General features: G+C 46.5%; 18 protein-coding genes and 13 tRNA genes. 7 read left to right on the top strand and 24 right to left on the bottom strand.

What is annotated here, in order from left to right; translation table 11 throughout:
* Nucleotides 1-135 precede the first annotated feature (135 nt).
* Nucleotides 136-1,452: an adenylosuccinate synthase gene (locus UF05_RS05875; protein ID WP_005460670.1), complete on the bottom strand. Its 1,317-nt coding sequence runs from the start codon at nucleotides 1,450-1,452 to the stop codon at nucleotides 136-138.
* 173 nt (nucleotides 1,453-1,625) lie between these two features.
* Between UF05_RS05875 and UF05_RS05870 the strand changes: the two genes are divergently transcribed.
* Nucleotides 1,626-1,811, top strand: coding sequence for a DUF2065 domain-containing protein (locus UF05_RS05870; RefSeq protein WP_045545936.1), 186 nt, complete (start codon nucleotides 1,626-1,628; stop codon nucleotides 1,809-1,811).
* 84 nt (nucleotides 1,812-1,895) lie between these two features.
* Here the strand turns inward: UF05_RS05870 and hflC are convergent, their stop codons facing one another.
* The 8 genes from hflC to tsaE form a co-directional block, all read right to left on the bottom strand.
* A complete protein-coding gene (gene hflC, locus UF05_RS05865) occupies nucleotides 1,896-2,876 on the bottom strand; it encodes a protease modulator HflC (RefSeq protein WP_020839780.1) in 981 nt (326 codons plus the stop codon).
* A gap of 2 nt (nucleotides 2,877-2,878) precedes the next feature.
* The gene (gene hflK, locus UF05_RS05860) at nucleotides 2,879-4,081 is read right to left on the bottom strand and encodes an FtsH protease activity modulator HflK (protein WP_005460667.1); all 1,203 of its coding nucleotides are present in this window, start codon (nucleotides 4,079-4,081) and stop codon (nucleotides 2,879-2,881) included.
* 45 nt (nucleotides 4,082-4,126) lie between these two features.
* A complete protein-coding gene (hflX, locus tag UF05_RS05855; protein ID WP_045545935.1) occupies nucleotides 4,127-5,416 on the bottom strand; it encodes a ribosome rescue GTPase HflX in 1,290 nt (429 codons plus the stop codon).
* Nucleotides 5,417-5,454: 38 nt separating this feature from the next.
* Complete coding sequence (gene hfq / locus UF05_RS05850) at nucleotides 5,455-5,718, bottom strand: RNA chaperone Hfq (RefSeq protein ID WP_005438329.1); 264 nt, start codon at nucleotides 5,716-5,718, stop codon at nucleotides 5,455-5,457.
* Nucleotides 5,719-5,911: 193 nt separating this feature from the next.
* Nucleotides 5,912-6,844 (bottom strand): tRNA (adenosine(37)-N6)-dimethylallyltransferase MiaA, encoded by a 933-nt coding sequence (gene miaA, locus UF05_RS05845; protein WP_031827731.1) that lies wholly within the window; start codon nucleotides 6,842-6,844, stop codon nucleotides 5,912-5,914.
* On the bottom strand, nucleotides 6,841-8,850 hold the full coding sequence (gene mutL / locus UF05_RS05840; protein WP_045545934.1) for a DNA mismatch repair endonuclease MutL: 2,010 nt from the start codon (nucleotides 8,848-8,850) through the stop codon (nucleotides 6,841-6,843). The genes miaA and mutL overlap by 4 nt, the downstream gene beginning before the upstream one ends.
* 22 nt (nucleotides 8,851-8,872) lie before the next feature.
* The gene (locus tag UF05_RS05835) at nucleotides 8,873-10,588 is read right to left on the bottom strand and encodes an N-acetylmuramoyl-L-alanine amidase (RefSeq protein WP_029559151.1); all 1,716 of its coding nucleotides are present in this window, start codon (nucleotides 10,586-10,588) and stop codon (nucleotides 8,873-8,875) included.
* Nucleotides 10,582-11,046: a tRNA (adenosine(37)-N6)-threonylcarbamoyltransferase complex ATPase subunit type 1 TsaE gene (gene tsaE, locus UF05_RS05830; RefSeq protein WP_005457080.1), complete on the bottom strand. Its 465-nt coding sequence runs from the start codon at nucleotides 11,044-11,046 to the stop codon at nucleotides 10,582-10,584. The genes UF05_RS05835 and tsaE overlap by 7 nt, the downstream gene beginning before the upstream one ends.
* Nucleotides 11,047-11,410: 364 nt before the next feature.
* Between tsaE and queG the strand changes: the two genes are divergently transcribed.
* Nucleotides 11,411-12,538 carry a tRNA epoxyqueuosine(34) reductase QueG gene (gene queG / locus UF05_RS05825; protein WP_025633500.1) on the top strand — a complete coding sequence of 376 codons (1,128 nt, stop codon included), beginning with the start codon at nucleotides 11,411-11,413 and terminating at the stop codon, nucleotides 12,536-12,538.
* A 620-nt stretch (nucleotides 12,539-13,158) separates the two neighbouring features.
* On the opposite strand, the gene UF05_RS05820 is transcribed toward queG, so the two are convergent.
* From UF05_RS05820 to orn, 14 genes are all read right to left on the bottom strand, one after another.
* Nucleotides 13,159-13,235, bottom strand: a tRNA-Met gene (locus UF05_RS05820).
* Nucleotides 13,236-13,291: 56 nt separating this feature from the next.
* Nucleotides 13,292-13,367, bottom strand: a tRNA-Gly gene (locus UF05_RS05815).
* An 18-nt stretch (nucleotides 13,368-13,385) separates the two neighbouring features.
* A tRNA-Met gene (locus UF05_RS05810) sits at nucleotides 13,386-13,462 on the bottom strand.
* A gap of 35 nt (nucleotides 13,463-13,497) precedes the next feature.
* A tRNA-Gly gene (locus UF05_RS05805) sits at nucleotides 13,498-13,573 on the bottom strand.
* A gap of 50 nt (nucleotides 13,574-13,623) precedes the next feature.
* Nucleotides 13,624-13,699, bottom strand: a tRNA-Gly gene (locus tag UF05_RS05800).
* Between the two features lie 49 nt (nucleotides 13,700-13,748).
* Nucleotides 13,749-13,824, bottom strand: a tRNA-Gly gene (locus tag UF05_RS05795).
* 49 nt (nucleotides 13,825-13,873) lie between these two features.
* Nucleotides 13,874-13,949: transfer RNA gene (locus UF05_RS05790), tRNA-Gly, on the bottom strand.
* Between the two features lie 30 nt (nucleotides 13,950-13,979).
* Nucleotides 13,980-14,056 (bottom strand) — tRNA-Met (locus tag UF05_RS05785).
* Between the two features lie 55 nt (nucleotides 14,057-14,111).
* Nucleotides 14,112-14,187, bottom strand: a tRNA-Gly gene (locus UF05_RS05780).
* Between the two features lie 30 nt (nucleotides 14,188-14,217).
* Nucleotides 14,218-14,294 (bottom strand) — tRNA-Met (locus UF05_RS05775).
* 39 nt (nucleotides 14,295-14,333) lie between these two features.
* Nucleotides 14,334-14,409, bottom strand: a tRNA-Gly gene (locus UF05_RS05770).
* A gap of 19 nt (nucleotides 14,410-14,428) precedes the next feature.
* Nucleotides 14,429-14,505 (bottom strand) — tRNA-Met (locus tag UF05_RS05765).
* Nucleotides 14,506-14,540: 35 nt separating this feature from the next.
* Nucleotides 14,541-14,616 (bottom strand) — tRNA-Gly (locus UF05_RS05760).
* A 156-nt stretch (nucleotides 14,617-14,772) separates the two neighbouring features.
* Nucleotides 14,773-15,318, bottom strand: coding sequence for an oligoribonuclease (gene orn, locus UF05_RS05755; RefSeq protein WP_025442326.1), 546 nt, complete (start codon nucleotides 15,316-15,318; stop codon nucleotides 14,773-14,775).
* A 127-nt stretch (nucleotides 15,319-15,445) separates the two neighbouring features.
* Here orn and rsgA point away from each other — a divergent pair, with 127 nt between their 5' ends.
* The 5 genes from rsgA to UF05_RS05730 all read left to right on the top strand — a co-directional run bounded on the left by rsgA (nucleotide 15,446) and on the right by UF05_RS05730 (nucleotide 22,266).
* A complete protein-coding gene (gene rsgA, locus UF05_RS05750; protein ID WP_015297418.1) occupies nucleotides 15,446-16,510 on the top strand; it encodes a small ribosomal subunit biogenesis GTPase RsgA in 1,065 nt (354 codons plus the stop codon).
* A gap of 124 nt (nucleotides 16,511-16,634) precedes the next feature.
* The gene (gene asd / locus UF05_RS05745) at nucleotides 16,635-17,492 is read left to right on the top strand and encodes an archaetidylserine decarboxylase (RefSeq protein WP_020839784.1); all 858 of its coding nucleotides are present in this window, start codon (nucleotides 16,635-16,637) and stop codon (nucleotides 17,490-17,492) included.
* 168 nt (nucleotides 17,493-17,660) lie between these two features.
* On the top strand, nucleotides 17,661-19,076 hold the full coding sequence (locus UF05_RS05740) for an SLC13 family permease (protein WP_015297419.1): 1,416 nt from the start codon (nucleotides 17,661-17,663) through the stop codon (nucleotides 19,074-19,076).
* 265 nt (nucleotides 19,077-19,341) lie between these two features.
* The gene (locus UF05_RS05735; protein ID WP_024702515.1) at nucleotides 19,342-21,222 is read left to right on the top strand and encodes a methyl-accepting chemotaxis protein; all 1,881 of its coding nucleotides are present in this window, start codon (nucleotides 19,342-19,344) and stop codon (nucleotides 21,220-21,222) included.
* Between the two features lie 156 nt (nucleotides 21,223-21,378).
* Nucleotides 21,379-22,266, top strand: a complete 888-nt coding sequence (locus UF05_RS05730) for a DMT family transporter (RefSeq protein WP_045545933.1) — start codon at nucleotides 21,379-21,381, stop codon at nucleotides 22,264-22,266.
* Between the two features lie 82 nt (nucleotides 22,267-22,348).
* On the opposite strand, the gene gpmM is transcribed toward UF05_RS05730, so the two are convergent.
* Nucleotides 22,349-23,881, bottom strand: a complete 1,533-nt coding sequence (gpmM, locus tag UF05_RS05725; RefSeq protein WP_005456931.1) for a 2,3-bisphosphoglycerate-independent phosphoglycerate mutase — start codon at nucleotides 23,879-23,881, stop codon at nucleotides 22,349-22,351.
* Nucleotides 23,882-24,339 lie beyond the last annotated feature (458 nt).

Genomic DNA, 24,339 nt, shown 5'->3' with positions numbered 1-24,339 from the left:
CAATTTTTGCCTCTTCCTTAAGCTTAACGGCAATAACTTGCCATATGCAGATTATTTATCTCTGTGGGTATTTTTATCTCAGATACAAAAAAGCCGACCTTGAGGTCGGCTTTTAAAATCTCTAACGAGTACTTATTAAGCTTCGAATGGGTGAACCTTAATGATAGTTTCGTTACGGTCTGGACCAGTTGAGATGATGTCTACTGGTACGCCCGTTAGCTCTTCGATACGTTTGATGTAGTTTAGAGCTGCTTGAGGTAGAGCATCTAGTGACTTAGCACCAAATGTGTTCTCAGACCAACCTGGCATTGTTTCGTAGATTGGCGTCGCTTTTTCGAATGCTTCAGCAGCCATTGGCGAAACTTCTAGTACAGAGCCATCTTCCATCTTGTAACCAGTACAGATTTTTAGCTCTTCTAGACCATCTAGTACGTCTAGTTTAGTTAGACAGAAACCAGATACAGAGTTGATTTGGATTGCACGACGCATAGCTACAGCATCGAACCAACCAGTACGACGTAGACGACCAGTGGTTGCGCCGAACTCGTGACCTACAGTACCTAGGTGCTTACCTACTGGGTCTTGCTTCTCTAGACCATCGTACAATTCTGTTGGGAATGGACCAGCACCAACACGAGTACAGTATGCTTTCGCGATACCTAGAATGTAACCGATGTGACGAGGACCGAAACCAGAACCTGCAGCAACACCACCAGCAGTCGTGTTAGAAGAAGTTACGTATGGGTAAGTACCATGGTCGATATCAAGTAGTGTACCTTGCGCACCTTCGAACATGATCTTGTCGCCGCGCTTGCGTGCTGCGTCTAGTTCGTCAGTTACGTCGATAACCATTGAAGTTAGTAGCTCTGCGTAGCCTTTTGCTTCTTCAAGCACTGCTTCATAGCTTACTGGCTCAGCTTTGTAGAAATTAACTAGTTGGAAGTTGTGGTATTCCATAACTTCTTTAAGTTTCTCTGCGAAAGCTTCCATATCGAATAGGTCGCCAACGCGTAGACCGCGACGAGCAACTTTATCTTCGTATGCAGGACCGATACCACGACCAGTTGTACCGATAGCTTTTTTACCGCGAGCGATTTCGCGAGCTTGGTCCATTGCAACGTGGTAAGGAAGAATTAGAGGACATGCTTCAGAAATGAAAAGACGTTCGCGTACTGGAATACCACGCTCTTCAAGAGGTTTCATTTCTTTAAGTAGAGCTTCAGGTGATAGTACAACACCGTTACCGATAACACATTTTACGTTATCGCGAAGGATACCTGATGGAATTAAGTGAAGAACGGTTTTTTCACCGTCAATTACAAGAGTGTGACCTGCGTTGTGACCGCCTTGGTAGCGCACCACGTATTTTGCATCTTCAGTTAAAAGGTCTACAATTTTACCTTTACCTTCGTCACCCCATTGGGTGCCTAGAACGACTACGTTATTTCCCATCTTTCCAAGTCTGATTGCTAGTTAAAAATGGATTCTAGCACCGAATCGCAATTCTTGCAGTCATTTTTTGTTCACAGAGTTGATACCAGAATGTAATCTCATCAACGCTGTACATTTCGAAATCAATACATCACTGATAATATTTACTTTTCTAAATTCGACTGGAAATCTTTATGTCTGACTTTATTTGGCTAGCGATTGGACTTGTTTTAATTGCCGAAGGCATAGGCCCTTTGATCGCGCCAAACGGCTGGCGAAACATGGTGGCACAGCTGAGTGAACAACCGGACAACCAGCTACGGCGCATTGGTGGCTGCCTTGTGGTGGCGGGAGCCGTCATCGCATTTATGATGAGCTAATGTTTGGTGGCATACCAAAACCAACGGTACAACCGATACAAAAAAGGCTCCTTACGGAGCCTTTTTAGATTTCAGATGGTTCGCTTATTCAGCTTTCGCACCTTTCGCGTTATTCATATACTGGAAGAAGTCACTCTTCGGATCCAGAACAAGAATGTCGCTTTTAGAGCTGAATGATTTTTCGTATGCTCTTAGAGAACGTAGGAAGCTGAAGAACTCAGGATCTTTGTTGTATGCATTCGCATAGATCTTCGCTGCTTCTGCATCCGCTTCACCGCGTGTAACACGAGCGGTTTTATCCGCTTCTGCAAGAATGGTTGCTACTTCAAGTTCCGCTTGTGCACGAATGATTTCTGCTTTCTCACGACCTTGAGAACGGTGCTTACGAGCTACCGACTCACGCTCAGCGCGCATACGACGGTAAATTGACTCACTGATCTCATCAGGAAGGTTGATTTTCTTCATACGGAAATCGACAACGCGAACACCCAAGTCTTTCATTGCGCTTTCACGAGTATCTCGCAGTACATCCGACATGATTAGGTCACGTTCACCATCAATTTCTAACGCTTCACGTGCCGCTTCTGTGTTCACTTCATCACTGCTTGCGTCTTCTGGTAGCACATCATCATTACGTGGACCAGAAACGATTTGCTTGATTTCGCGAGCACCAATCTCAGAACGAAGTACGTCTGTGACTTTACGCTCAAGAAGCGCTTCGGCTGTCAGAGAGTTACCACCGCCTGTTGCTAGGTAGTAACGGCCGAAGTCTTCAATACGCCATTTCACGTACGAATCGATGATAACGTCTTTTTTCTCTGACGTTACGAAACGGTCAGCACGTCCATCCATCGTTTGAATACGAGCATCTAACTGCTTCACGCGATCAAACAGTGGCATTTTGAAATGCAGACCCGGTTCATAAATTCGAGTGATGTCGTTATTGTCTTTAAGAACACGACCAAATCGAACCACAATACCGCGCTCACCTTCAGGAATCACAAACAGAGACATCAGCATCAATGCTAGTGCGATTACCAGTACAGGGATCATTAACTTACGCATTCTTAGTATCTCCCTTGACGTGTACCTGTTGAACGAGACTGCGTGTTCGATGTTTCTTCTTGTGTACGCTCAGACTCTAGTTGAATGTGATCGTAGGTTGAAGAAGATTTCGATTTACGTTTAGTGTCTGTTTGGCCTTCTTGACCTGCCAATTTATCGATTGGTAGGTACAAAAGGTTGCCGCTTGATTCAGAGTCAATCAACACTTTAGATGTGTTGGTGTAAACCTCTTCCATCGCGTCAATGTACAGACGGTCACGTGTTACGCCAGGAGCCGCTTGGTATTCAGGTAGTAGTTTTTCAAACTGGGCTACTTGACCCAATGCTTCGTTAGTTACACGCTCGTTGTAACCTTGAGCTTCTTTCTTCAAACGTTCAGCACGGCCCGTTGCCTTCGGCAAGATTTCGTTCTTGTAAGCTTCTGCTTCACGGATGAAACGCTCTTCATCCTCACGCGCAGCAATCGCGTCATCAAACGCATCTTTTACTTGCTCTGGCGGACGTGCAGACTGGAAGTTCACGTCAACAATCACCAGACCCATATCATAGCTATCGATGATTTGGTTTAGTGTTTCTTGAGTGCTTTGACGAATTTGCTGACGACCACTGGTTAGAATGCTATCCATTAGTGAATCACCAATTACCGCACGTAGCGCAGAGTCTGTTGCTTGACGCAAGCTATCATCTGCATTGGTCACGCGGTATAGGTATTTGTATGGGTCAGCAACTCGGTATTGAACGTCCATTGCAACCGTTACTACGTTTTCATCTTTCGTCAGCATTAGACCAGATGCACGTAGTGAGCGAATCGCTTGTACGTTAACCGCTTCGTATTCATCAATAAAACGAGGACGCCAGTTAAGGCCTGGGTCTACGATACGATCGTATTTACCTAAACGCAGTACAACACCACGCTCTGCTTCACCGATGGTGTAAAAACCAGCGAAAATCCACACCGCAATTGCAATGATCGCAATGACACCAAAGCCAATTGCACCACCGCCACCGCCGATAGAGGAACCACCGCCACCTTTTTTACCAAACTTGCCACCCAGCTTTTGACTCAGTTTGTTGAACACTTCATCTAAATCTGGCGGACCTTGATCTCGGCCACCAGGACGCTGGCCACCACGATTATTATTACCCCAAGGGTCATTATCGCGGCCATTGTTGCCGTTGTTATTTCCAGGCTCATTCCACGCCATTAGAAAGCTCCATCATTTGATATGACGTTATACTGTAGCAGTCCTTTAAGTGACTATAAAGTCAGTCAAAACTGCCCCTTCTCTTTTTTCAAGTCTAGACCAATCTACTTGCTGCATTCGAATATCGATCAACAAGTTACCATCCTGGTCGTATTCCTCACGTTGAATACACTTCATTTGGAAGAATGTACTACGGAATCTTCCTTGATACTGTGGAGGAATTCGCAACTGATGCTCGACCATTTGCGACGCCAGACGTTCCGTCAGCGCATCAAACAGGAGCTCAATGCCCCATCCTTCCATTGCAGATACCCAGACCGCACGAGGAACCCCTTCCTCATCACGTTCTATACGAGGTGTCTGCGACTCTAGATTGTCGATTTTGTTCATGACGACAAGCGTCGGCACTTCGTGCGCGTCGATCTCTTCTAATACTTCATGAACAGCTTGAATATTCTCACGAAAACGCTCATCACTGGCATCAACAACATGTAACAAAATGTCAGCTTCTTGCGTTTCCTGCAAGGTCGCTTTGAAGGCAGCAACCAAGTCGTGAGGCAAATGTCGAATAAAACCAACCGTATCTGCCAGTATGGCTGGGCCAACATCCGCTAACTCCATCTTACGTAGTGTAGGATCCAAAGTAGCAAACAATTGGTCAGCGGCATACACGCCAGCTTCGGTTATTCGGTTGAAGAGTGTCGACTTACCCGCGTTGGTGTAACCCACGAGAGAAATTGTTGGGATTTCAGCTCGATTTCGGGCACGGCGTCCTTGTTCACGCTGCTTGGCTACCTTTTCTAGGCGGCGCAGGATGGCTTTGATTCGTTCACGCAATAAACGACGGTCGGTTTCCAGCTGGGTTTCACCCGGGCCACGTAAACCAATCCCCCCTTTCTGCCTTTCAAGGTGCGTCCAACCACGAATTAAACGAGTAGAAATGTGTCGAAGTTGGGCCAGCTCAACCTGTAACTTACCTTCGTGTGTTCGTGCTCGTTGAGCAAAGATATCGAGGATGAGACCAGTGCGGTCGAGAACTCGACATTTGCACAGTGCTTCGAGGTTACGTTCTTGGGCAGGAGAGAGGGAGTGATTAAAAATCACAATTTCAGCACCAGTCAATTGTACCGTAGTAGCAATTTCTTGGGCCTTACCCTCTCCGACATAGTATTTCGGGTGTGGGGATTGACGACTACCAGTTACAACTTGCAGCGTCTCAACCCCAGCGGAAGAAACCAGCATTTCGAACTCAGCCAGATCTTCCCATTCACCTTCTTGCGTGAAGTTGATATGAACAAGTACGGCTCGCTCACCGGATTCATAACGGTCAAACAAGCAATCAACTCCTTATTTTAAAAATACTCGATGAAGAATTAATCTTCTGATTTCTCTTGTGGACGGTCGCCTTGAGGACGATCACCGCTGTGGTGGCTCACTGGACGAGCCGGCACAACTGTAGAAATCGCGTGCTTGTACACCATTTGGTTTACAGTATTTTTCAGCAGGATCACGAATTGATCGAATGATTCGATCTGACCTTGTAGCTTGATACCGTTCACAAGGTAGATAGACACTGGAATACGCTCACGACGTAGCGCGTTTAGAAATGGGTCTTGTAGAGATTGCCCCTTAGCCATTTTATTTTCCTTATTTAATTTGTAGTTGTAATTATTTAGCTAGTGGTGCAATGCAAAAAGTACTGCTTTTGCATCTGAGCTAAACGAATCAAAAATGCACTCTAAGTAATTAGCAGCATAGTATAAAAACTGCCAACAACAGATCCTTTGAGAGTGCGTTCACGCAAAAACGATCACATTATACACAGCTATCTCAATCAGATGCTATTGCTTCTGACATGGTTTCGAGTGCCTGCTCAATGTTATCGCTATCCAACCAAGTTAAGTCATCCCAGCTGCGTAACCAGGTGATTTGACGCTTGGCCAATTGACGAGTCGCACATACGCCACGAAATACAGCTTCATCACGTGTGCACTCCCCATCTAAATACTCCCACATCTGTCGGTAACCAACGCAACGAATAGAAGGAAGATCCGGATGAAGATCTTTGCGCGCATACAACGCTTTCATTTCATCTTCAAAACCCGCTTCCATCATTTTGTCGAAACGCAGTTCAATGCGACGGTGAAGTTCTGCCCTATCCTTGGGAGCTATTGCAAACTGTTTAACTCGGTACGGCAGGCTTTCACCTTTAGTTTGAGTCAACTCAGTAAGAGTTTTACCTGAAATACGATACACTTCCAACGCCCTAGATAAACGCTGGGGATCATTTGGATGTATTCTCGCAGCTGATACAGGATCAATTTCTTTCAGTTCATCGTGCAACACTGACCAACCTTTAGTCAATGCTTCTTGTTCAATTTGCTGACGAATTTCAGGATTTGCAGCAGGAAGAGGTGATAAGCCTTCAAGTAATGCCTTGTAATACAGCATTGTACCACCCACTAGGAGCGGAATTTTTCCTTCTGCAACAATATCATCCATCGCTTGCAAAGCATCGCGGCGAAAGTCCGCCACCGAATAAGATTCGCTAGGATCTAGGATATCAATTAAGCGGTGCGGCGCTAAACTCAACTCTCTTTCGTCAGGTTTTGCCGTACCGATATCCATTCCTTTGTAGATCAATGCAGAATCCACACTGATGATCTCAACCGGAAACTTTTGACGCAAGCGAATCGCTAGCTCGGTTTTACCTGATGCAGTTGGCCCCATCAAGAAAAGAGCCAAAGGTAGTTTGTCTGTCATGGTTTTAATTTGGCTATCGTGGCAGAGAAATCAACAGCAGATACGAATGTTTTATCGTCTAGTGGCAATTGACCATGCCTTAACTGTTCAAGTTCCGCAATAATTTGAATGGCTTCAGAGAGAGTATAGTGACTCTTGACCGTTGTGACCTGCACAGCAAGCCAATCGATCAGCGCAGGAAGCATCTGAGTTGACGCCTTTTCTCCCTTCATCCACGTTTGCGCGTAAGATAACAGATCTGGCACTAAATTTTGTAAGTTTTGTTGGCGTAATGGTGCTGGCACGCCCATGACCATTAGCGCTTTATCATTTCTGGCTTTTAATTGGATACCCAACTGAGCAAAGTCTTGTTGATAATCTTGTGCCAACTTCACTAAGTCAGTGTCCAACTTCATCGACAACGGTACTAATAAAGGCTGCGCTTTTAACGCTCCTTCACTTGGCGTCAACTGACCTTTGGTGCGATAGAACTCAGCTCGAGGTAATGAAACTAATGCTACGCCGCTGTCGCTGCTCATCAGAACAAATTGTTCATCCACAACGGCCAACGCTTTCCCCAACGCTGTAACTTGAGGCAAACTCACTTCTCGAACGGACTCTATCGATGTCGGTTGCTCAGCTTGTTGAGATTCGAAGTCGGGTGTTTTTAGCAGTTCATGGTAAGCGTGGACTTCTCGCTTACTTGGTGCAGGTTCAGCATGACGCTCTTTACCTACATTTGGTTTAGGCGCAGGTTTGGACTCAATCCAATCCGTTCGCTTAAAGGAATCTGCAATGCGCGCTTCACGCACAGATGAATCACTCGGCGCACGATCGCGTGGCTTTATCTCATAATCAGTACGTCCAGGGTACGTAGGCGTTTTATCAATCGCTTGATAAACACGCTCCGGGACAGTGGTGCTCACTGGTTGTGGCGAGTATTGAGGCGTCGCTTCCGGTTGGCTTTCTCGCTCTTCAGGCTCTGCTCGATGGAATGCGGACTCATTGACTTGCGGCTTATCAATCACAGAGCTTTGTGCCAGCGCATCAGCCAAAGCTTGATAGATAAAGTCATGTACCAATCTTGCTTGATGGAAACGCACTTCATGCTTCGCCGGATGAACATTCACGTCCACCTGATGCGGGTCTAGCTCGATGAACAACACATAAGCAGCAAATTGATCCGGCTTTAAGCTCATTTCGTAACTTTGACGAATCGCATGATTGATCAGTTTGTCCCGCATCATGCGGCCATTCACGTAACAATACTGCAAATCGCTTTGCTGACGAGCCCCATCCGGGGTGGTGATCCAACCATGCAACTTGAGGCCTTGATGCTCAAGCTCAATACGAAGCATATTACGAACAAATGCATTACCACACACCGCCGCTATACGCTTTTCGGTTTGCAGTTGATTCTTAGCCGCACGGTACTGGCGGATCACTTTGCCGTTATGACGCACGTTGATCGAGACATCAAAGCGGCTCAGTGCAATGCGTTTTAACAGCTCGTCAATGTGAGCAAATTCCGTTTTTTCGGTACGCAGAAACTTACGGCGTGCAGGAGTATTGAAAAACAAATCCAGCACTTCAACCGTGGTACCAATGGGATGGGCAGCAGGCTGCAATTTGACCTGCATATCACGCCCTTCCGAATATGCACTCCACGCTTCTTCTTGCGCAGCTGGGCGAGAGGTTAATGTAAGACGAGAAACGGAACTGATACTCGCCAATGCCTCTCCACGAAAGCCCAAGCTCATGATCGCTTCTAAATCATCTAAGGTATGGATTTTAGACGTTGCATGACGACTGAGTGCCAGCCCGAGCTCATCTTTCGCAATCCCTTTTCCGTTGTCACGAACACGAATAAGCTTGGCACCGCCTTTTTCGATGTCGATATCGATTCGGGTTGCGCCAGAGTCGAGGCTATTTTCCACCAACTCTTTGATGACAGAGGCAGGCCTTTCGACCACTTCCCCTGCCGCAATTTGGTTGGCGAGCCTAGCTGGCAAAATTTTTATCGTCATAATGAGTTAGAAGCTCACTTACTTATTTGTTTGGAATGATCAGGACTTGCCCAACAGCAAGCTCGTCCGAGCGCAAGTTGTTTGCTTGGCGAATACTCGCAACACTCACGCCATATTTGGACGCAATCTTACCAAGGTATTCCCCTCGCGCGACTTTGTGCTTGCGAATCGGTTTATCTTTCACTGCCACTGTGATCTTAAGTTTTTGACCAACCCATAAGGTATCGGATTTTAAGTTGTTCTCACGACGAATATCCGACAGCTTCACTTTATAGTGGCTTGCGATCTTACCCAAGAACTCACCCGATTTAACGGTATGAGTAATCGTTTCAGTCTCTACTGTAATAGGCTTGCTTGGCACTTGGATCTTGCCAGCTGACGGAATACGCAGTTTTTGTCCAACCGCTAAGCTGGTCGATTTCAACTTGTTCTCAGCCATCAACGCTTTCGAGTTAGTACCGTATTTATTCGCAATCACAGACAGCGATTCACCACGCTTAACAATGTGCACCATTGGTTTAGAGGAAGGTGAGAACACCGTGCCTTCAGGTGGGTTATCTTTTAGATATTTAACCACCGCTTTAGAGATAGCCTGCGCTAACTTATCTTGGTGCGCGCGTTGGAACAGCAGTTTCTCTTCTGTTGGGTTAGAGATAAATCCAGTCTCTACAAGGACCGATGGAATTTGTGGCGAACGCAATACTGCCAAGCTAGTGTTGATTGGCTTGGTGTTGTGTAGATGCGCGACGCGTCCCATTTCACCCAAAATTTCGGTCGCCAACTTGTAGCCTTCTTTTTGCGAATGGCTGAACTGGAGATCGAGCAAAGTTTGGTTCACATTGCGGTCTTTCGTGTTCGTGACAAATGCATTGCCAGAACCACCGAGCAACTCGGACTGTTTCTCGTGGTTCTCAACCCAACGAGCAATCTCAGTGTTTGCGCGACGCGTATTCAATACGAATACCGATCCCCCACGAGGTTGTGGTGACGTGAACGCATCCGCGTGAACTGAGATTAACAGGTGCGCGTCATTTTCGCGGGCAAATGCAACACGGCGGTTTAAGTTAACAAAGTAGTCACCGGTACGCGTCATGCGCGTTTTGATTCCCGGCGTCGCATCAAGTTGCGCTGCAAGCTTACGAGAAATGCTCAGTACCGCGTCTTTTTCATACTTGCGACGAGATGGACCAATTGAGCCAGGGTCTTCACCACCATGACCAGGATCGATCACGATCAATACTTCTTGAGCACGCTGTACGGTACTCATGTCTTTGCTGGTTGTCGCCGGTTTGCTTGGTTTCGCTGCTGTTGTCGCGGTTTTCTTACCGTGTGGCAGGTCAATCACCAAACGATGCCCATATTGGCCGCCCGGCGTTGGACTGAGTTTGAATAACTCTGCCTGAACGTTTTTCTTTAATTCAAAAACAAGGCGATAGGTGCCTTTCTCTGGAGGCGAGCTTTTACGCACCAATTTAAGCACTGGGCTATCAGAAACGGTCACTGGCAATTTAGCTTGCATGGTGGTGTCTTTCATATCCACCACAAGACGGTCCGGTCCTGACAGAGAAAAATAGGAATAGTCCGCTTCCGAGCCTAAATCGATGACAACACGAGTCTCATCAGGGGAAGGCCACACTCGGAAACTTTTAACGACGTTAGCAAATGCTAAATTGGGGATGATAAGGAGAAAAGTGGCGACAAACGTCGCCACTGCTCTAAAATTTGAAAGACTCAACATAGCTCCAATCGACTGAGTAACTGCACACCGTAATCATTGTTCGCCGTTATCTCAGCGACGCGTTGCTCACCTTGATAACGAATTTCTACATCTAAATCTGGTTGTGGCAGCAATCCTTGCCCTTTTTCAGGCCATTCAACCAAGCAGATCGCATCATCTGTGAAGTAATCTCGGATCCCCATGAACTCCAATTCTTCAGGATCTGCCAATCGGTAAAGATCAAAGTGGTAAACCTGCCACTTATCTAATTGGTAAGGTTCGACAAGCGTATAAGTCGGACTTTTCACGTTTCCTTGATGCCCAAGAGCACGGACAAAACCACGACTGAAGGTTGTTTTACCTGCACCTAAATCACCATGCAGATAAATAGTGGTTTGTTGAGAACAAAGTTGAGCCAGCTCGGTGCCCAGTGCTACCGTTTCTTGCTCATCTTTTAAAGTAAATTGTTTCGTGCTCATTGATGCTTCTCTAACTAATGATCGTTGACTATATAAAAATCAAAAGAACAGGAATAGTAAACCGTGTTGGTTTTGAGAGACAAGCTTTCAAATGTCATATGTGCGAAAAAAGTAGCCAAAAACTGTAACTTATTTACCGAGTATTAACTTTGATCGAAAAGAGTTTAACTCACAGTTATAAGAACGCCGTACATAGCAAAAGGTTCCGTGATACATGCATAATGATTTTGCTGATAAAAACGCGCCAATGGCCATTCAGCCTGAACTTTGAGAAACGAATTTACGAGTACTAACCTCAACTTTACGGTAGCACCAATAGAATAGATCCGTTAAGATCCCGCCCCCTTTATCTCGGTGATAAAACATGAACTACGAACAACTCGCACAACAAATCAAAGTTTGGGGAAAAGAGCTCGGCTTTCAAAAAGTAGGCATCTGCGACGTTGATCTTAGTGAACATGAAGCCGCACTACAAAAATGGCTAGATGCTGGCTATCACGGCTCAATGGATTGGATGGCTCGTCACGGAATGATGCGCGCCAGACCCAGTGAGTTATTACCGGGAACCGTTCGCGTTATCAGCGTCCGGATGGACTACCTACCGCCAGAAGCGCAATTTGCTTCAAATCTCGCAAATAAAAATCACGCTTATATTAGCCGCTATGCGCTAGGGCGTGATTACCATAAGCTCGTCAGAAAACAACTCAACAAGTTGGGTAAGCTCATAGAAGAAGAAGTGGGTCAGTTTGGTTATCGCCCTTTTGTCGACTCTGCGCCAATACTTGAGCGCCCTTTAGCCCAAAAGGCCGGATTGGGTTGGACAGGTAAACACTCACTGATCTTAGATAAAGAGTGTGGTTCTTGGTTCTTCCTTGGTGAACTGCTGATTGACCTACCTTTACCAGTCGATACTCCAAGTGTCGACCAATGCGAAAAATGCCGAGCGTGTATTACGTCATGCCCGACTCAAGCCATTGTAGAAGATAAAGTTGTCGATGCGAGACGCTGTATCTCTTATCTCACGATAGAGTTTGATGGTGTCATCCCTGAGGAATTCCGCAAACCGATGGGTAACCGCATCTACGGTTGTGATGACTGCCAACTCGTCTGCCCATGGAACCGCTATGCAGACGTTACCGAACAAGAAGATTTCCATCGCCGGGAAAGCTTTCACAACCCAGACTTAGTTGAATTATTCCAATGGGACGAGGCGACGTTCTTAAAAAATATGGAAGGTTCTGCTATCCGTCGTATCGGTCACGAACAATGGCTACGTAATATATCTGTCGCACTTGGTAATGCAGAATACAGCCAACGGGTGATAGACGCACTTAATGCGCGACTTGGTGAAAGTAAATTACTGGATGAGCACATCGAATGGGCACTTACCCAGCAGCTCAACCATATCCCTTCTGTAGATGCAGAACCGATTGAGACGAAGAAAAAGCGTTTAATTAGAATTGTTGAGAAAGGCTTACCTAGGGATGCCTAGTGCGTAGCCTATATGCAAGAGATTGAAAACACTTTTTGCATGCTCAATACATGACCCTGTTCTCAATTCTGTAATGTGGAAAAAAATTCTAGATTTGATTAAAAATGGGTTGCAAAAAAAAGTTAAACACAACCTGAGTAAATGACTAGGATCAAAAAAAGACAAGGTTATGATCGTATTTTAACGTATTCGATCCGATGAAATAATACATTTAACCTTAAATAACAACAAGTTAAGACCAAATCACCAGCAACCAAGACTTCCTAAAAAAGAAAAGATCTTTCTTTACCCATCAAAATCCTCAAGCTAAAAACACTTTATCAACCAACTTATCCACAGAACGTTATATGTGGATAACTCTGTTAATTAACATAGGTAAAACGCTCCGAACATCATGAAATGATTACGCCAGCCGATTCATATCGTGTTTTAAACACAAACGAAACCGTCCGACATCATTTGATGCGGATTAAGATATGCTTTTAGGGGATTCATGCTTCGCAGCATTATGAAAAGAGCGATGGAATGGAGCGAAAGCCAAAGTGAACTGGGCAGCGCATCCGTGACGATCTGAGAGCTAGAAAATACCAACCACTCAAATTGTAACTATCGTCTGAAATTGGTTGCGGGGGCCGGATTTGAACCGACGACCTTCGGGTTATGAGCCCGACGAGCTACCAAGCTGCTCCACCCCGCGTCCGTATTACGTCACCGTTAAGTACGATGAGAACTTTGCTTTTTCATTAGAGAAAGTGGAGCGACACACGAGGTTCGAACTCGTGACCTCAACCTTGGCAAGGTTGCGCTCTACCAACTGAGCTAGTGTCGCACATTCTCTTAAAAGAATTGGTTGCGGGAGCCGGATTTGAACCGACGACCTTCGGGTTATGAGCCCGACGAGCTACCAAGCTGCTCCATCCCGCGTCCATGTATTATCGCGTAGTGCAATAATATAAATTTGGAGCGACACACGAGGTTCGAACTCGTGACCTCAACCTTGGCAAGGTTGCGCTCTACCAACTGAGCTAGTGTCGCAATGTCACTGTTAAGCACAATGAGGGCTATGCAGTTCACTTTGAAGAAAGTGGAGCGACACACGAGGTTCGAACTCGTGACCTCAACCTTGGCAAGGTTGCGCTCTACCAACTGAGCTAGTGTCGCATGTCACTGTTAAGCACAATGAAGGCTTTACTTTCCACTTAAAGAAAAGTGGAGCGACACACGAGGTTCGAACTCGTGACCTCAACCTTGGCAAGGTTGCGCTCTACCAACTGAGCTAGTGTCGCATGTAATTGTTAAGCACAATGAAGGCTTTACTTTTCACTTAAAGAAAAGTGGAGCGACACACGAGGTTCGAACTCGTGACCTCAACCTTGGCAAGGTTGCGCTCTACCAACTGAGCTAGTGTCGCATATCAACAGCAAATGCTATTGATTGAATTTGGTTGCGGGGGCCGGATTTGAACCGACGACCTTCGGGTTATGAGCCCGACGAGCTACCAAGCTGCTCCACCCCGCGTCCGTATTTCATTGTTAAGCACAATGAGAGCTATACTGTCCACTAAGAAAGAAAGTGGAGCGACACACGAGGTTCGAACTCGTGACCTCAACCTTGGCAAGGTTGCGCTCTACCAACTGAGCTAGTGTCGCATATCAACAGCAAACGCTATTGATTAAATTTGGTTGCGGGGGCCGGATTTGAACCGACGACCTTCGGGTTATGAGCCCGACGAGCTACCAAGCTGCTCCACCCCGCGTCCGTATTTCATTGTTAAGCACAATGAGAGCTATCAAATTGGAGCGACACACGAGGTTCGAACTCGTGACCTCAACCTTGGCAAGGTTGCGCTCTACCAACTGAGCTAGTGTCGCATGTTCTCAAGAAGAGAATTGGTTGCGGGAGCCGGATTTGAACCGACGACCTTCGGGTTATGAGCCCGACGAGCTACCAAGCTGCTCCATCCCGCGTCCATGTATTATTGCTTAGTGCAATAATAAAAATTTGGAGCGACACACGAGGTTCGAACTCGTGACCTCAACCTTGGCAAGGTTGCGCTCTACCAACTGAGCTAGTGTCGCATCAACAACGTTTCCGCTGTTCAGGGCTGCGAATTATAAGAGCATTTTTTTGTGATGCAAGTCCTTCGTTCAAAAAAACTTTAATTTTTTACTGAACGACGAAAAAGCAAGCAAAACAATCAAGAATGACAACAATTTAGATCGCAGCCTTAACAGTTAGATCTTAAAGATCGTTTCGCGGTAGTACTTTAACTCCGCAATAGATTCACGGATGTCGTCCAACGCTAAATGTGTGCCCTGTTTAGAGAAACCGTCCAACACCTCTGGCTTCCAACGACGAGTCAGCTCTTTTAGTGTGCTCACATCTAAGTAACGGTAGTGGAAGTATTCTTCCAGTTCAGGCATATGCTTGTACAAGAAACGACGGTCCTGACCGATGCTATTACCGCAGATTGGCGATACGCCTTTTGGTACCCATTTTTCTAAAAATTCGATGGTCTGCACTACGGCATCTTGCTCAGAGATTTTGCTGTTCCGAACGCGCTCAACCAAACCGCTAGCGGTGTGCGTGTTGGTGCACCAATCGTCCATTTTGGCTAGCTCTTCTTCTGGCTGATGCACGGCAAGCACTGGCCCTTCAGCTAAAATATTCAGTTCGCTATCCGTGACGATAGAAGCAATTTCGATGATTTTGTGCGTTTCAGGATCAAGCCCTGTCATCTCTAAATCCACCCAAATTAGGTTTTGATCGCTAAAGGACATGGTTACGCCGCCTATTTGTTTATCGATAAAAGAGGTACTATACCTGAAAATACTTGAAACACGATACTCACGAACTTGAGCCGAGAACGAGCTCAATCGCTTGAGTTAACTCACTAAGTAAAACATTGTGGCAAAGAAGAAAAAGTTAACCAAAGGTCAGGTGCGCCGCGTACGCAGCAACCAACAAAAACGCCTAAAAAAGCAAGAAGAGTCCATCCAATGGGATGAGAACATGCTTGGCGCAAGTAAACAGGGTCTAGTGATTACTCGCTTTGGCCAGCACGCTGACATCGAAGATTTAGAAACTGGCGAGGTTCAACGCTGTAACCTACGTCGTGGCATTGAGTCTCTGGTTTCCGGTGACCGAGTGCTCTGGCGTGAAGGTCTTGAATCAATGGCAGGCATCTCAGGTGTTGTGGAAGCCGTAGAGCCTCGTACATCAATGCTGACTCGCCCAGACTACTACGACGGCCTCAAACCAGTTGCGGCAAACATCGATCAGATGGTGATTGTCTCATCTGTCTTGCCTGAGCTATCACTGAACATTATCGACCGTTATTTAGTGGCCGCAGAGACACTCAACATCGCACCATTGTTGGTGCTCAACAAGGTTGATTTGCTTGAAGCAGATGACCGTGCAATGTACGAAGAGTGGCTCAAAGAATACGAGCGAATTGGTTATAAAGTGCTGTTCGTGAGTAAAAATTCTGGTGAAGGCATTAGTGATTTAGAAGTGCAGTTACGCGATCGTATCAACATCTTTGTTGGTCAATCTGGCGTAGGTAAATCGAGTTTGGTTAATGCATTAATGCCTGAACTAGAACAAGAAGTGGAAGAAGGCGCAATTTCTGAAAACTCTGGCTTAGGTCAACACACCACGACAGCAGCACGCCTTTACCACATTCCAACTGGCGGCGATCTTATTGACTCACCAGGGGTTCGCGAATTTGGTCTTTGGCACTTAGAGGCTGAAGAAGTCACCAAAGCGTTCGTTGAGTTCCGCCCATACCTTGGTGGCTGTAAATTCCGAGACTGTAAACACAACGACGACCCTGGCTGTATTCTGCGTGAAGCCGTTGAGAAAGGTGAAGTGAGTGAGGTTCGTTTTGAGAACTACCATCGCATTCTAGAAAGCATGATGGAGAACAAGGCAAACCGCCAATACTCACGCAATAAGAAAGCCGATCTGTAACCAAATTGTCTGAGCGACTGTGTAAGAATTCTTCACCGAATACTGACAAGCACATTAAAGTTCAGTAACATCACGCGCCCAAAGCGCGAATCTAACAGAACAGACAGAAGTATCGGAATTAAAGATGGACAAGATTAAAGTTGGACTGCAGTACTGGATCCCACAACATGGCCTAACTCGCCTAATGGGCAAACTGGCATCAGCCAAAGCTGGTAGTCTAACCACCGCGGTCATTCGCTGGTTTATCAAACAGTACAATGTGAATATGGACGAGGCAAAGCACTCTGATCCTAAGCATTTCAAAACGTTCAACGAGTTTTTTGTTCGTGAGCTCAAAGAAGGCGCACGCCCAATCACTGAAGGTGATGAGATCATTACGCACCCAGCAGATGCTTGTGTGAGCCAATTTGGCCCAATTGAAGATGGTCAACTGATTCAAGCAAAAGGCCACAACTACTCGGCGCAAGAACTGCTTGGTGGTGATGAGAAACTCGCAGAAGAATTCAAAGACGGTTCATTCGCAACGCTATACCTATCGCCTCGCGATTACCACCGTGTACACATGCCATGTGACGGCACATTGCGCCAAATGATTTACGTTCCTGGTGATCTGTTCTCAGTAAACCCTCTGACAGCAGAAAACGTACCGAACCTATTTGCACGTAACGAACGAGTGGTATGTATCTTCGATACCGAATTTGGCCCAATGGCACAAGTTCTGGTTGGTGCAACCATCGTAGGCAGTATCGAGCAAGTTTGGGCAGGCACCATCACGCCACCTCGCGGTAACACGGTCTACAAATGGGATTACCCAGCAGAAGGTGACAAAGCCGTTATCCTGAAAAAAGGCGAAGAAATGGGTCGCTTCAAACTGGGGTCGACTGTGATCAACCTGTTTGCGAAAGACGCGATTGAGTTTGACGCAAGCATGGAAAACGGCCAGCCAACCGTAATGGGCACACCTTACGCCCTGAAAAAATAAGCGAAATTCAGTTAAAAGAGCCCTTTATCAAGGGCTCTTTTTTTATTGATGAAAAGCAAAATTCTGTTCGAAATTTAGACTCTCTTCTCCAAACTCATACCTACCTCTAAGACCCTCAATCCACAATCATTTATCCTGCGCTTAGGATGAATATTTAGAGGGCTACCAATGCCAAAGATGAATGTCAGCACACTGGCTAAATTGCTGGTGTGTTTTTTAATTCCGCTCGGTGTTTTGATGATGCCGATTGATGCTATTCCCATTGATGATCTCACTTTAATTCAGCATCGCTTGTTGGCCATTTTTCTTCTTGCTGCCCTACTTTGGGTTCTTGAGCCGGTTCCCGTTTTTGCTACGTCCATTCTTATTATCGCTCTTGAACTGATCATGATTTCCGACAAAGGCTTGCATCTGTTTCGCAATCCACCACCAGGGCACGATCTTGGCGAGCTGATCAACTACACTGATATCTTCTCTGCCTTTTCGTCACCAATCATTATTCTTTTTATGGGCGGCTTCGCATTAGCGATTGCCGCCTCTAAGTATGAGCTCGACAACAACCTCGCTCGCGTGTTGCTTAAACCGTTTGGCAACCAGCCTAAATTCATCATGCTCGGGCTGATGTTGATCACCGCGGTGTTTTCCATGTTCATGTCCAATACCGCAACAACGGTCATGATGTTAGCGCTACTTGGCCCTATTGTGGCGTCGGCACCGAAAGGTGACTTAGGCATTAAAGCACTGGTTTTGTGTATTCCAATAGCCGCCAATACGGGTGGTATTGCTACACCAATAGGTACGCCACCGAACGCCATCGCACTGCAATATCTCACTGGAGAAAACACCATCGACTTCCTCTCATGGATGATGATGGGCTTACCTTTTGTCTTAGTGCAATTGACCATCGCTTGGTTCTTACTACAAAAGCTGTTCCCATCGAGCGAGCCAGAAATGAAACTCAAGTTGGATGGCACTTTCAAAAAGAGCTGGCGCGCAATGGTGGTTTACGTGACCTTCGCCCTCACCATCGTCTTGTGGATGACCACCAAAGCTCATGGCATGAATACGTACGTCGTCGCGATTATTCCTCTGGCAGTCTTTACCTTAACGGGCATCATGGGCAAAGAAGAGCTCAAACTGATCAACTGGGACGTATTGTGGTTGGTTGCCGGTGGTATTGCGATTGGTATTGCACTCGATAAAACGGGCTTGGCAGAAGCGCTGGCCCACGCAATTGATTATGAGGCACTGTCTCCATTTGCGGTGGTGGTTGCACTCTCCATCGTGTGTTGGTTGATGGCCAATTTTATGTCGAACACCGCGACCGCGAACTTGTTGATGCCAATTGCCGCAGCAATCGGGGTTTCCATGCCGAGTTTGGCCGCTGTCGGTGGCTTACAAGGCTTACTAGTTGTGGTCGCATTCTCGGCTTCACTGGGCATGATTTTACCTGTCTCCACCCCACCAAACTCATTAGCTTATTCAACAGGCCTGATAGAAAGCAAAGACATGGCGAAAGTCGGGCTCATCATTGGCTTAATTGGTCTGTTTATAGTTTACGGCGCTGTGTTGATTCTCTTCTAACGTTCTGGCTCTGTGAGGGGTTATGCCTTCACAGAGCCCCTTCATTCCCATTACCTCGACTTTGCCCCCTATGCACACCATGATGAATGGGGATTTAACATTGCATTGCTGAATAAAAATCACACCATGTGCCTCAAGTTTCATCACTAACTGTCGATAAATTCACTAAAGCCTTTCATGTAACGCTCTGTGCTTGAATCGTCTAAACCCTCTGGAGTCACACGTTGTGACACTGATCTTTTTGTCTGTTTATAAAGGTTAGACAATGAGAAATACCATTAAGTTAAAAATCCAGATTGCTATCGCAGTCATTATCGCCATCGTAAGTGGCGTTCAAGCTTGGGTTTCCGTTAATCAACTTCACGAAGAAACCACATCCACACTCAACCGAGAAATACAGAATATTTCTGAGTCGACTAACCGTTATATCAGCGATTGGCTCTCAATTCGTAGCGATATGATGTTGGCTAACGAACAAATCATCGCCGGTTCTGATGATGCAGATCGCGAGTTATTGCTGACCAAACGCGCGGGGAAATTTCTCTCTGTTTACGCAGGGTTCTCTGACGGCACGATTGCCTACGGCGATAAAGGCGAATCATGGCCATCCGATTACGACCCTCGAACTCGCCCTTGGTATCAAGACGCGATGGCACAATCTGGGCTGATCATTACCGAGCCATACCAAGACTTTGATGGCAGTATTGTGGTCAGCTTTGCCAAAGCGTTTAACCAAAACAAACAAGGCGTATTGGCCGCTGACTTGGCCGTCACAGACATCATCAGCGAAGTATTGAATATCCAACTGGATAACAACGGCTTCGCGTTTTTGGTGGATGGCAACAATAATCTCGTCGCTTATAAAGATGAAAAGCTCAGCCAGAAACCGCTCACCACGTTAAATCCAGAACTGACTCGCGATAAAATGGCCAACTTGGCACAACACGCGAAGCTAGAAACAATCACGTGGCCAAAACAAGGCGACCAACTGATTTATGTTGCTCAAGTCCCTAACACCGATTGGTCTCTGGGCGTTGTGCAAGACAAACAAATGGCTTTTGCATCCGTTTCGGAGCAAGTGACCTTTACTGCCATTGCTTCAATCGTGATGTATTTGATCATCGCTGCCATCAGCACTTACGTGATCACTCGCCTACTACGTCCACTGCAAACTTTGTCGGATGCACTCTCTGAACTGTCACAAGGTGAAGGTGATTTGACGCAGCGCATCGAGATTGAACGCATGGATGAAATTGGTGAACTGGCTACGCACGTCAACCAGTTCCTTGCTCAGATGCAATCAATGCTAAAAAACATCGTCGAAAACAGTCAGCAGTTGTCAGAACAAGCACAACAGGCGAATGAACTCTCAGCCATGGCGGCAGGACGCGTTGAGCACCAACAAAATGACGTAAACCAAATTGCTACGGCCATTCATGAAATGTCAGCAACCGCTGCAGAAGTAGCAAGTCATGCAGAATTGACCGCAAGTGCATCCCAAAACTCCGCATCTGCGTGTGTGGAAGGTCAAAGCGTTATTCAGAAAAACCGAGAAGCGATTGTGTCGCTTGCTGAGCAAGTGAGTGATGCGGCAAATGTGATTTCTGAACTGGAAGCGAACACCCAAAGCATCAACCAAATCCTGTCTACGATTCAAGGCATTGCTGAGCAAACCAACCTGCTCGCTCTCAATGCGGCAATCGAAGCAGCACGCGCGGGTGAACAAGGACGCGGATTTGCCGTGGTAGCGGATGAAGTACGTGTACTTAGCCAACGCACTCATGGCTCAACAGAAGAAATCCGTACCATGATTGAAACGCTGCAAAGCAATACCAAGCTTGCCGTAAACAGCATGCAAGCCAGCACTAGCTTGGCAGATACCAGCGTGGATTACGCACAGCAAGCGCACGACAGTCTAACCAGCATCACCAACTCTATCACCGAGATTAACGATATGGCGATGCAGATTGCGAGCGCAGCAGAAGAGCAGCGAGCGGTAAGTGAAGACATCAGCCGCAATACTCAAGGCATCAAAGACGATGCAGATGTCATTGCTGAGCAATCACTGAAAAGCAGTGAAGGCGCACGCAGAATGTTCAACACAGCGAACACCATGCGAGAAAACATCAGTCGCTTTAAAGTGTAAACCGCCCCGAAAAAGCAGCTCCCAGAGCTGCTTTTTTATTGATGTTATCTAGCCCTTTAACTTCCCAATAATAAATAAAAAAATGATGGCATTGCTCGTGGCATTTCATGCATATTAAAAGCCCTCAACCCTATTCAACAAGGACGTCTATCAATCATGGGTTACGAATGGCTTGCTCTGTGCGCTGCCTTTTTATGGGCGGTTTCCAGCCTGATTTCGGTTATTCCTGCGCAGCATCTGGGCGCCTTCTCTTACAGTCGTTGGCGGATGGGCTGCACAGCCGTAATTTTGTCGACCATGGCGTGGATAACCGGCGGTTGGCTAAGTGTGTCTTGGGAACATATTACGCCGATGATAGCATCCGGATTGATAGGGATCTTCATTGGCGACACCGCACTGTTTGCGTGTTTGAATCGCATGGGGCCAAGGCAAGCGGGCCTGTTGTTCTCCTGCCATGCCGTGTTTTCCACCATCTTAGGTTATTTCCTATTTAGCGAAAGCATGACGGCCATTGAACTGCTTGGTTCTGCACTGGTGTTTAGCGGTGTGGTGATGGCGATATTCTTTGGCCGACGCGGACAAACTAACAATGTGCTCGAGGAAATCAAAGGCAACATTTGGGTTGGAGTCTCACTCGGCCTTACCGCTGCAATATGTCAGGCGCTCGGTGGCATTATTGCTAAACCGGTCATGCAAACCAGTGTCGACCCAATCGCTGCATCGGCAATTCGAATGATCAGCGCGTTCGTTGCGCACTGCTTGTTACTTATCGTTGGTGTAAAAGTTGCTCGCTCCACCCAACGCATTACTTGGCGTGTTTTTGGCATTACGGCGTTGAATGGCTTTCTCGCGATGGCCGTAGGAATGACGTTAATTCTTTACGCGCTGCGCGAAGGGAACGTAGGTATGGTTGCTCTGCTATCTTCAACCACGCCAATCATGTTGCTACCGCTGCTCTGGGTTTACACTAAACGCCGACCAAACCGATTTGCTTGGTTGGGCGCGGCCCTAGCGGTGATTGGTGCGGGGATTTTAGTTCAGTAATCTTACAAACCAGTCCTTATTACCAGACACAAAAAAGCCCGAGTTTATACTCGGGCTTTTGTCATTCTGAATCGTCAGTTAATTACTTAACTAGCACATCACCAGACATTTCAGCAGGGATTTCTAGACCCGCTAGAGAAAGCATTGTTGGTGCAAGGTCAGACAGTTTACCGCCTTCTTTGAACTCAACCGCTTTGTCACCTACGTAGATTAGAGGCACTGGTAGGTTAGTGTGTGCAGTGTGAACGCCGCCAGTTTCAGGGTCGATCATCATTTCTGCGTTACCATGGTCCGCAGTGATCAGTAGCTGACCGCCAACTTCTTTGATTGCTTCAACTACTTTGCCTACGCTTTCGTCTAGTGCTTCGATCGCTTTTTCAGCCGCTTCGTAAACTCCAGTGTGACCAACCATATCTGCGTTCGGGTAGTTACAAATGATTGTGTCGTACTTACCAGACTTGATAGCCGCAACCAATTTCTCAGTTAGCTCTGGAGAGCTCATTTCTGGTTGTAGGTCGTAAGTTGCTACTTTTGGAGAAGCAACCAATTGACGCTCTTCGCCTTCAAATTCGTTCTCAACACCACCGTTGAAGAAGAAAGTAACGTGCGCGTATTTCTCTGTTTCAGAGATACGTAGCTGAGTTTGACCTTGCTTAGATAGCCATTCACCGTACGTGTTTTCTAGAGACGCTGGTGGGAATGCTGTTGCTAGAGGGATATCTGCCGCGTATTGAGTCAGCATCACGAAGTTGATTGCTGGGAATACTGCGCGCTCAAAACCGTCAAAACCAGGAACGAATGCACGTGTGATTTGACGTGCACGGTCAGCACGGTAGTTCATGAAGATAACCGCATCGCCGTCTTGCATGATTGCGTCTTCTTGACCTTCTGCTTTAATCGCCGTTGCTTTCACGAACTCGTCGTTTTCGTCACGAGCGTAAGCCGCTTCAAGACCAGCAACAGCCGTTTCTGCTGTGAATTCAGCTTTAGCTTGGGTTAGTAGATCGTATGCAACTTGTACACGTTCCCAGTTGTTGTCACGGTCCATTGCGTAGTAACGACCGACTAGAGAAGCAACGCGGCCTTTACCTAGTTTCGCGAATAGATCTTGGAAACGTTGTAGCGAGTTTTCTGCACTGCGTGGTGGTGTGTCACGACCGTCTAGGAAACAGTGTAGGTAGATTTTCTCAGCGCCACGAGCTGCCGCCATTTCAACCGCTGCGTAGATGTGATCTTCGTGAGAGTGTACGCCACCTGGAGACATAAGACCCATGATGTGTACCGCTTTTTCTGCTTTCACTGCAGCGTCGATAGCTTCCACTAGAGCAGGCGTTTGTTCGAACTCACCATCAGCAATTGATTTAGTGATACGAGTTAGATCTTGGTATACAACGCGACCTGCGCCAATGTTAGTGTGACCAACTTCTGAGTTACCCATTTGACCATCAGGAAGGCCAACATCCATGCCTGAAGCAGAGATTAGAGTATGTGGGTTGTTCGCAATCAGAGCATCCATTACTGGTGTTTTCGCATTCGCAATTGCGTTACTTGCTGTGTCTTCACGGTAACCGTAACCGTCAAGGATAACTAGAGCCAGTGGCTTCTTAGCTGACATAGTGATGACCTCATCAAATTTAAGTAACTTTTGGCGTAGGGCTTCGCTGCCCTATCTAACCTTGAAACAAAACTAGCGTAATTTTACTACACTTTTTAACCAAAACTGTAGGTTAAGATCAAATAATGTTTGCGATTTAATGTTGCTATCTTACAAGTTAGCGAGCAACCAAGCGTCACCAACAAACGTGTTCCACAAGCATAGTCATTCCCAATACGCTTTGTACACCCAAGCCAACATTCGATGGCACGGCTCTCAACGTTGCCACAAAACTGTCAAAACGGTCTGCTTTTAGAGCGCTCAACATAACTGGCTGAGGATAGGTTCTATTGTTCTCTTTTCTTAGCAAAACAGAAGTCACTTAGACCGATTACTTCGATAGGAAAAAGTGATGAATTAAGGATAGGAGAAGGGATGCAATAACAAGGACGTAGCGAGTTTATAGAGATCTCAATTAT

The sequence above is a fragment of the Vibrio sp. S457-15 genome, assembly GCF_000960545.1.
GTDB classification, from domain to species: domain Bacteria; phylum Pseudomonadota; class Gammaproteobacteria; order Enterobacterales; family Vibrionaceae; genus Vibrio; species Vibrio parahaemolyticus.
The sequence above is the reverse complement of the archived record's forward strand: the minus strand, read 5'-3'. Positions and strand labels throughout refer to the sequence as shown.

What these genes read in the sequence shown, in the direction of transcription:
- UF05_RS05870 (WP_045545936.1), top strand. Translation starts at nt 1,626, where the DNA reads ATGTCTGACTTTATTTGGCTAGCGATTGGACTTGTTTTAATTGCCGAA.
- hfq (WP_005438329.1), bottom strand. Translation starts at nt 5,718, where the DNA reads ATGGCTAAGGGGCAATCTCTACAAGACCCATTTCTAAACGCGCTACGT.
- gpmM (WP_005456931.1), bottom strand. Translation starts at nt 23,881, where the DNA reads ATGTCAGCTAAGAAGCCACTGGCTCTAGTTATCCTTGACGGTTACGGT.
- hflC (WP_020839780.1), bottom strand. Translation starts at nt 2,876, where the DNA reads ATGCGTAAGTTAATGATCCCTGTACTGGTAATCGCACTAGCATTGATG.
- mutL (WP_045545934.1), bottom strand. Translation starts at nt 8,850, where the DNA reads ATGACGATAAAAATTTTGCCAGCTAGGCTCGCCAACCAAATTGCGGCA.
- orn (WP_025442326.1), bottom strand. Translation starts at nt 15,318, where the DNA reads ATGTCCTTTAGCGATCAAAACCTAATTTGGGTGGATTTAGAGATGACA.
- asd (WP_020839784.1), top strand. Translation starts at nt 16,635, where the DNA reads ATGGACAAGATTAAAGTTGGACTGCAGTACTGGATCCCACAACATGGC.
- hflK (WP_005460667.1), bottom strand. Translation starts at nt 4,081, where the DNA reads ATGGCGTGGAATGAGCCTGGAAATAACAACGGCAACAATGGCCGCGAT.
- tsaE (WP_005457080.1), bottom strand. Translation starts at nt 11,046, where the DNA reads ATGAGCACGAAACAATTTACTTTAAAAGATGAGCAAGAAACGGTAGCA.
- UF05_RS05735 (WP_024702515.1), top strand. Translation starts at nt 19,342, where the DNA reads ATGAGAAATACCATTAAGTTAAAAATCCAGATTGCTATCGCAGTCATT.
- UF05_RS05740 (WP_015297419.1), top strand. Translation starts at nt 17,661, where the DNA reads ATGCCAAAGATGAATGTCAGCACACTGGCTAAATTGCTGGTGTGTTTT.
- UF05_RS05835 (WP_029559151.1), bottom strand. Translation starts at nt 10,588, where the DNA reads ATGTTGAGTCTTTCAAATTTTAGAGCAGTGGCGACGTTTGTCGCCACT.
- miaA (WP_031827731.1), bottom strand. Translation starts at nt 6,844, where the DNA reads ATGACAGACAAACTACCTTTGGCTCTTTTCTTGATGGGGCCAACTGCA.
- queG (WP_025633500.1), top strand. Translation starts at nt 11,411, where the DNA reads ATGAACTACGAACAACTCGCACAACAAATCAAAGTTTGGGGAAAAGAG.
- UF05_RS05875 (WP_005460670.1), bottom strand. Translation starts at nt 1,452, where the DNA reads ATGGGAAATAACGTAGTCGTTCTAGGCACCCAATGGGGTGACGAAGGT.
- UF05_RS05730 (WP_045545933.1), top strand. Translation starts at nt 21,379, where the DNA reads ATGGGTTACGAATGGCTTGCTCTGTGCGCTGCCTTTTTATGGGCGGTT.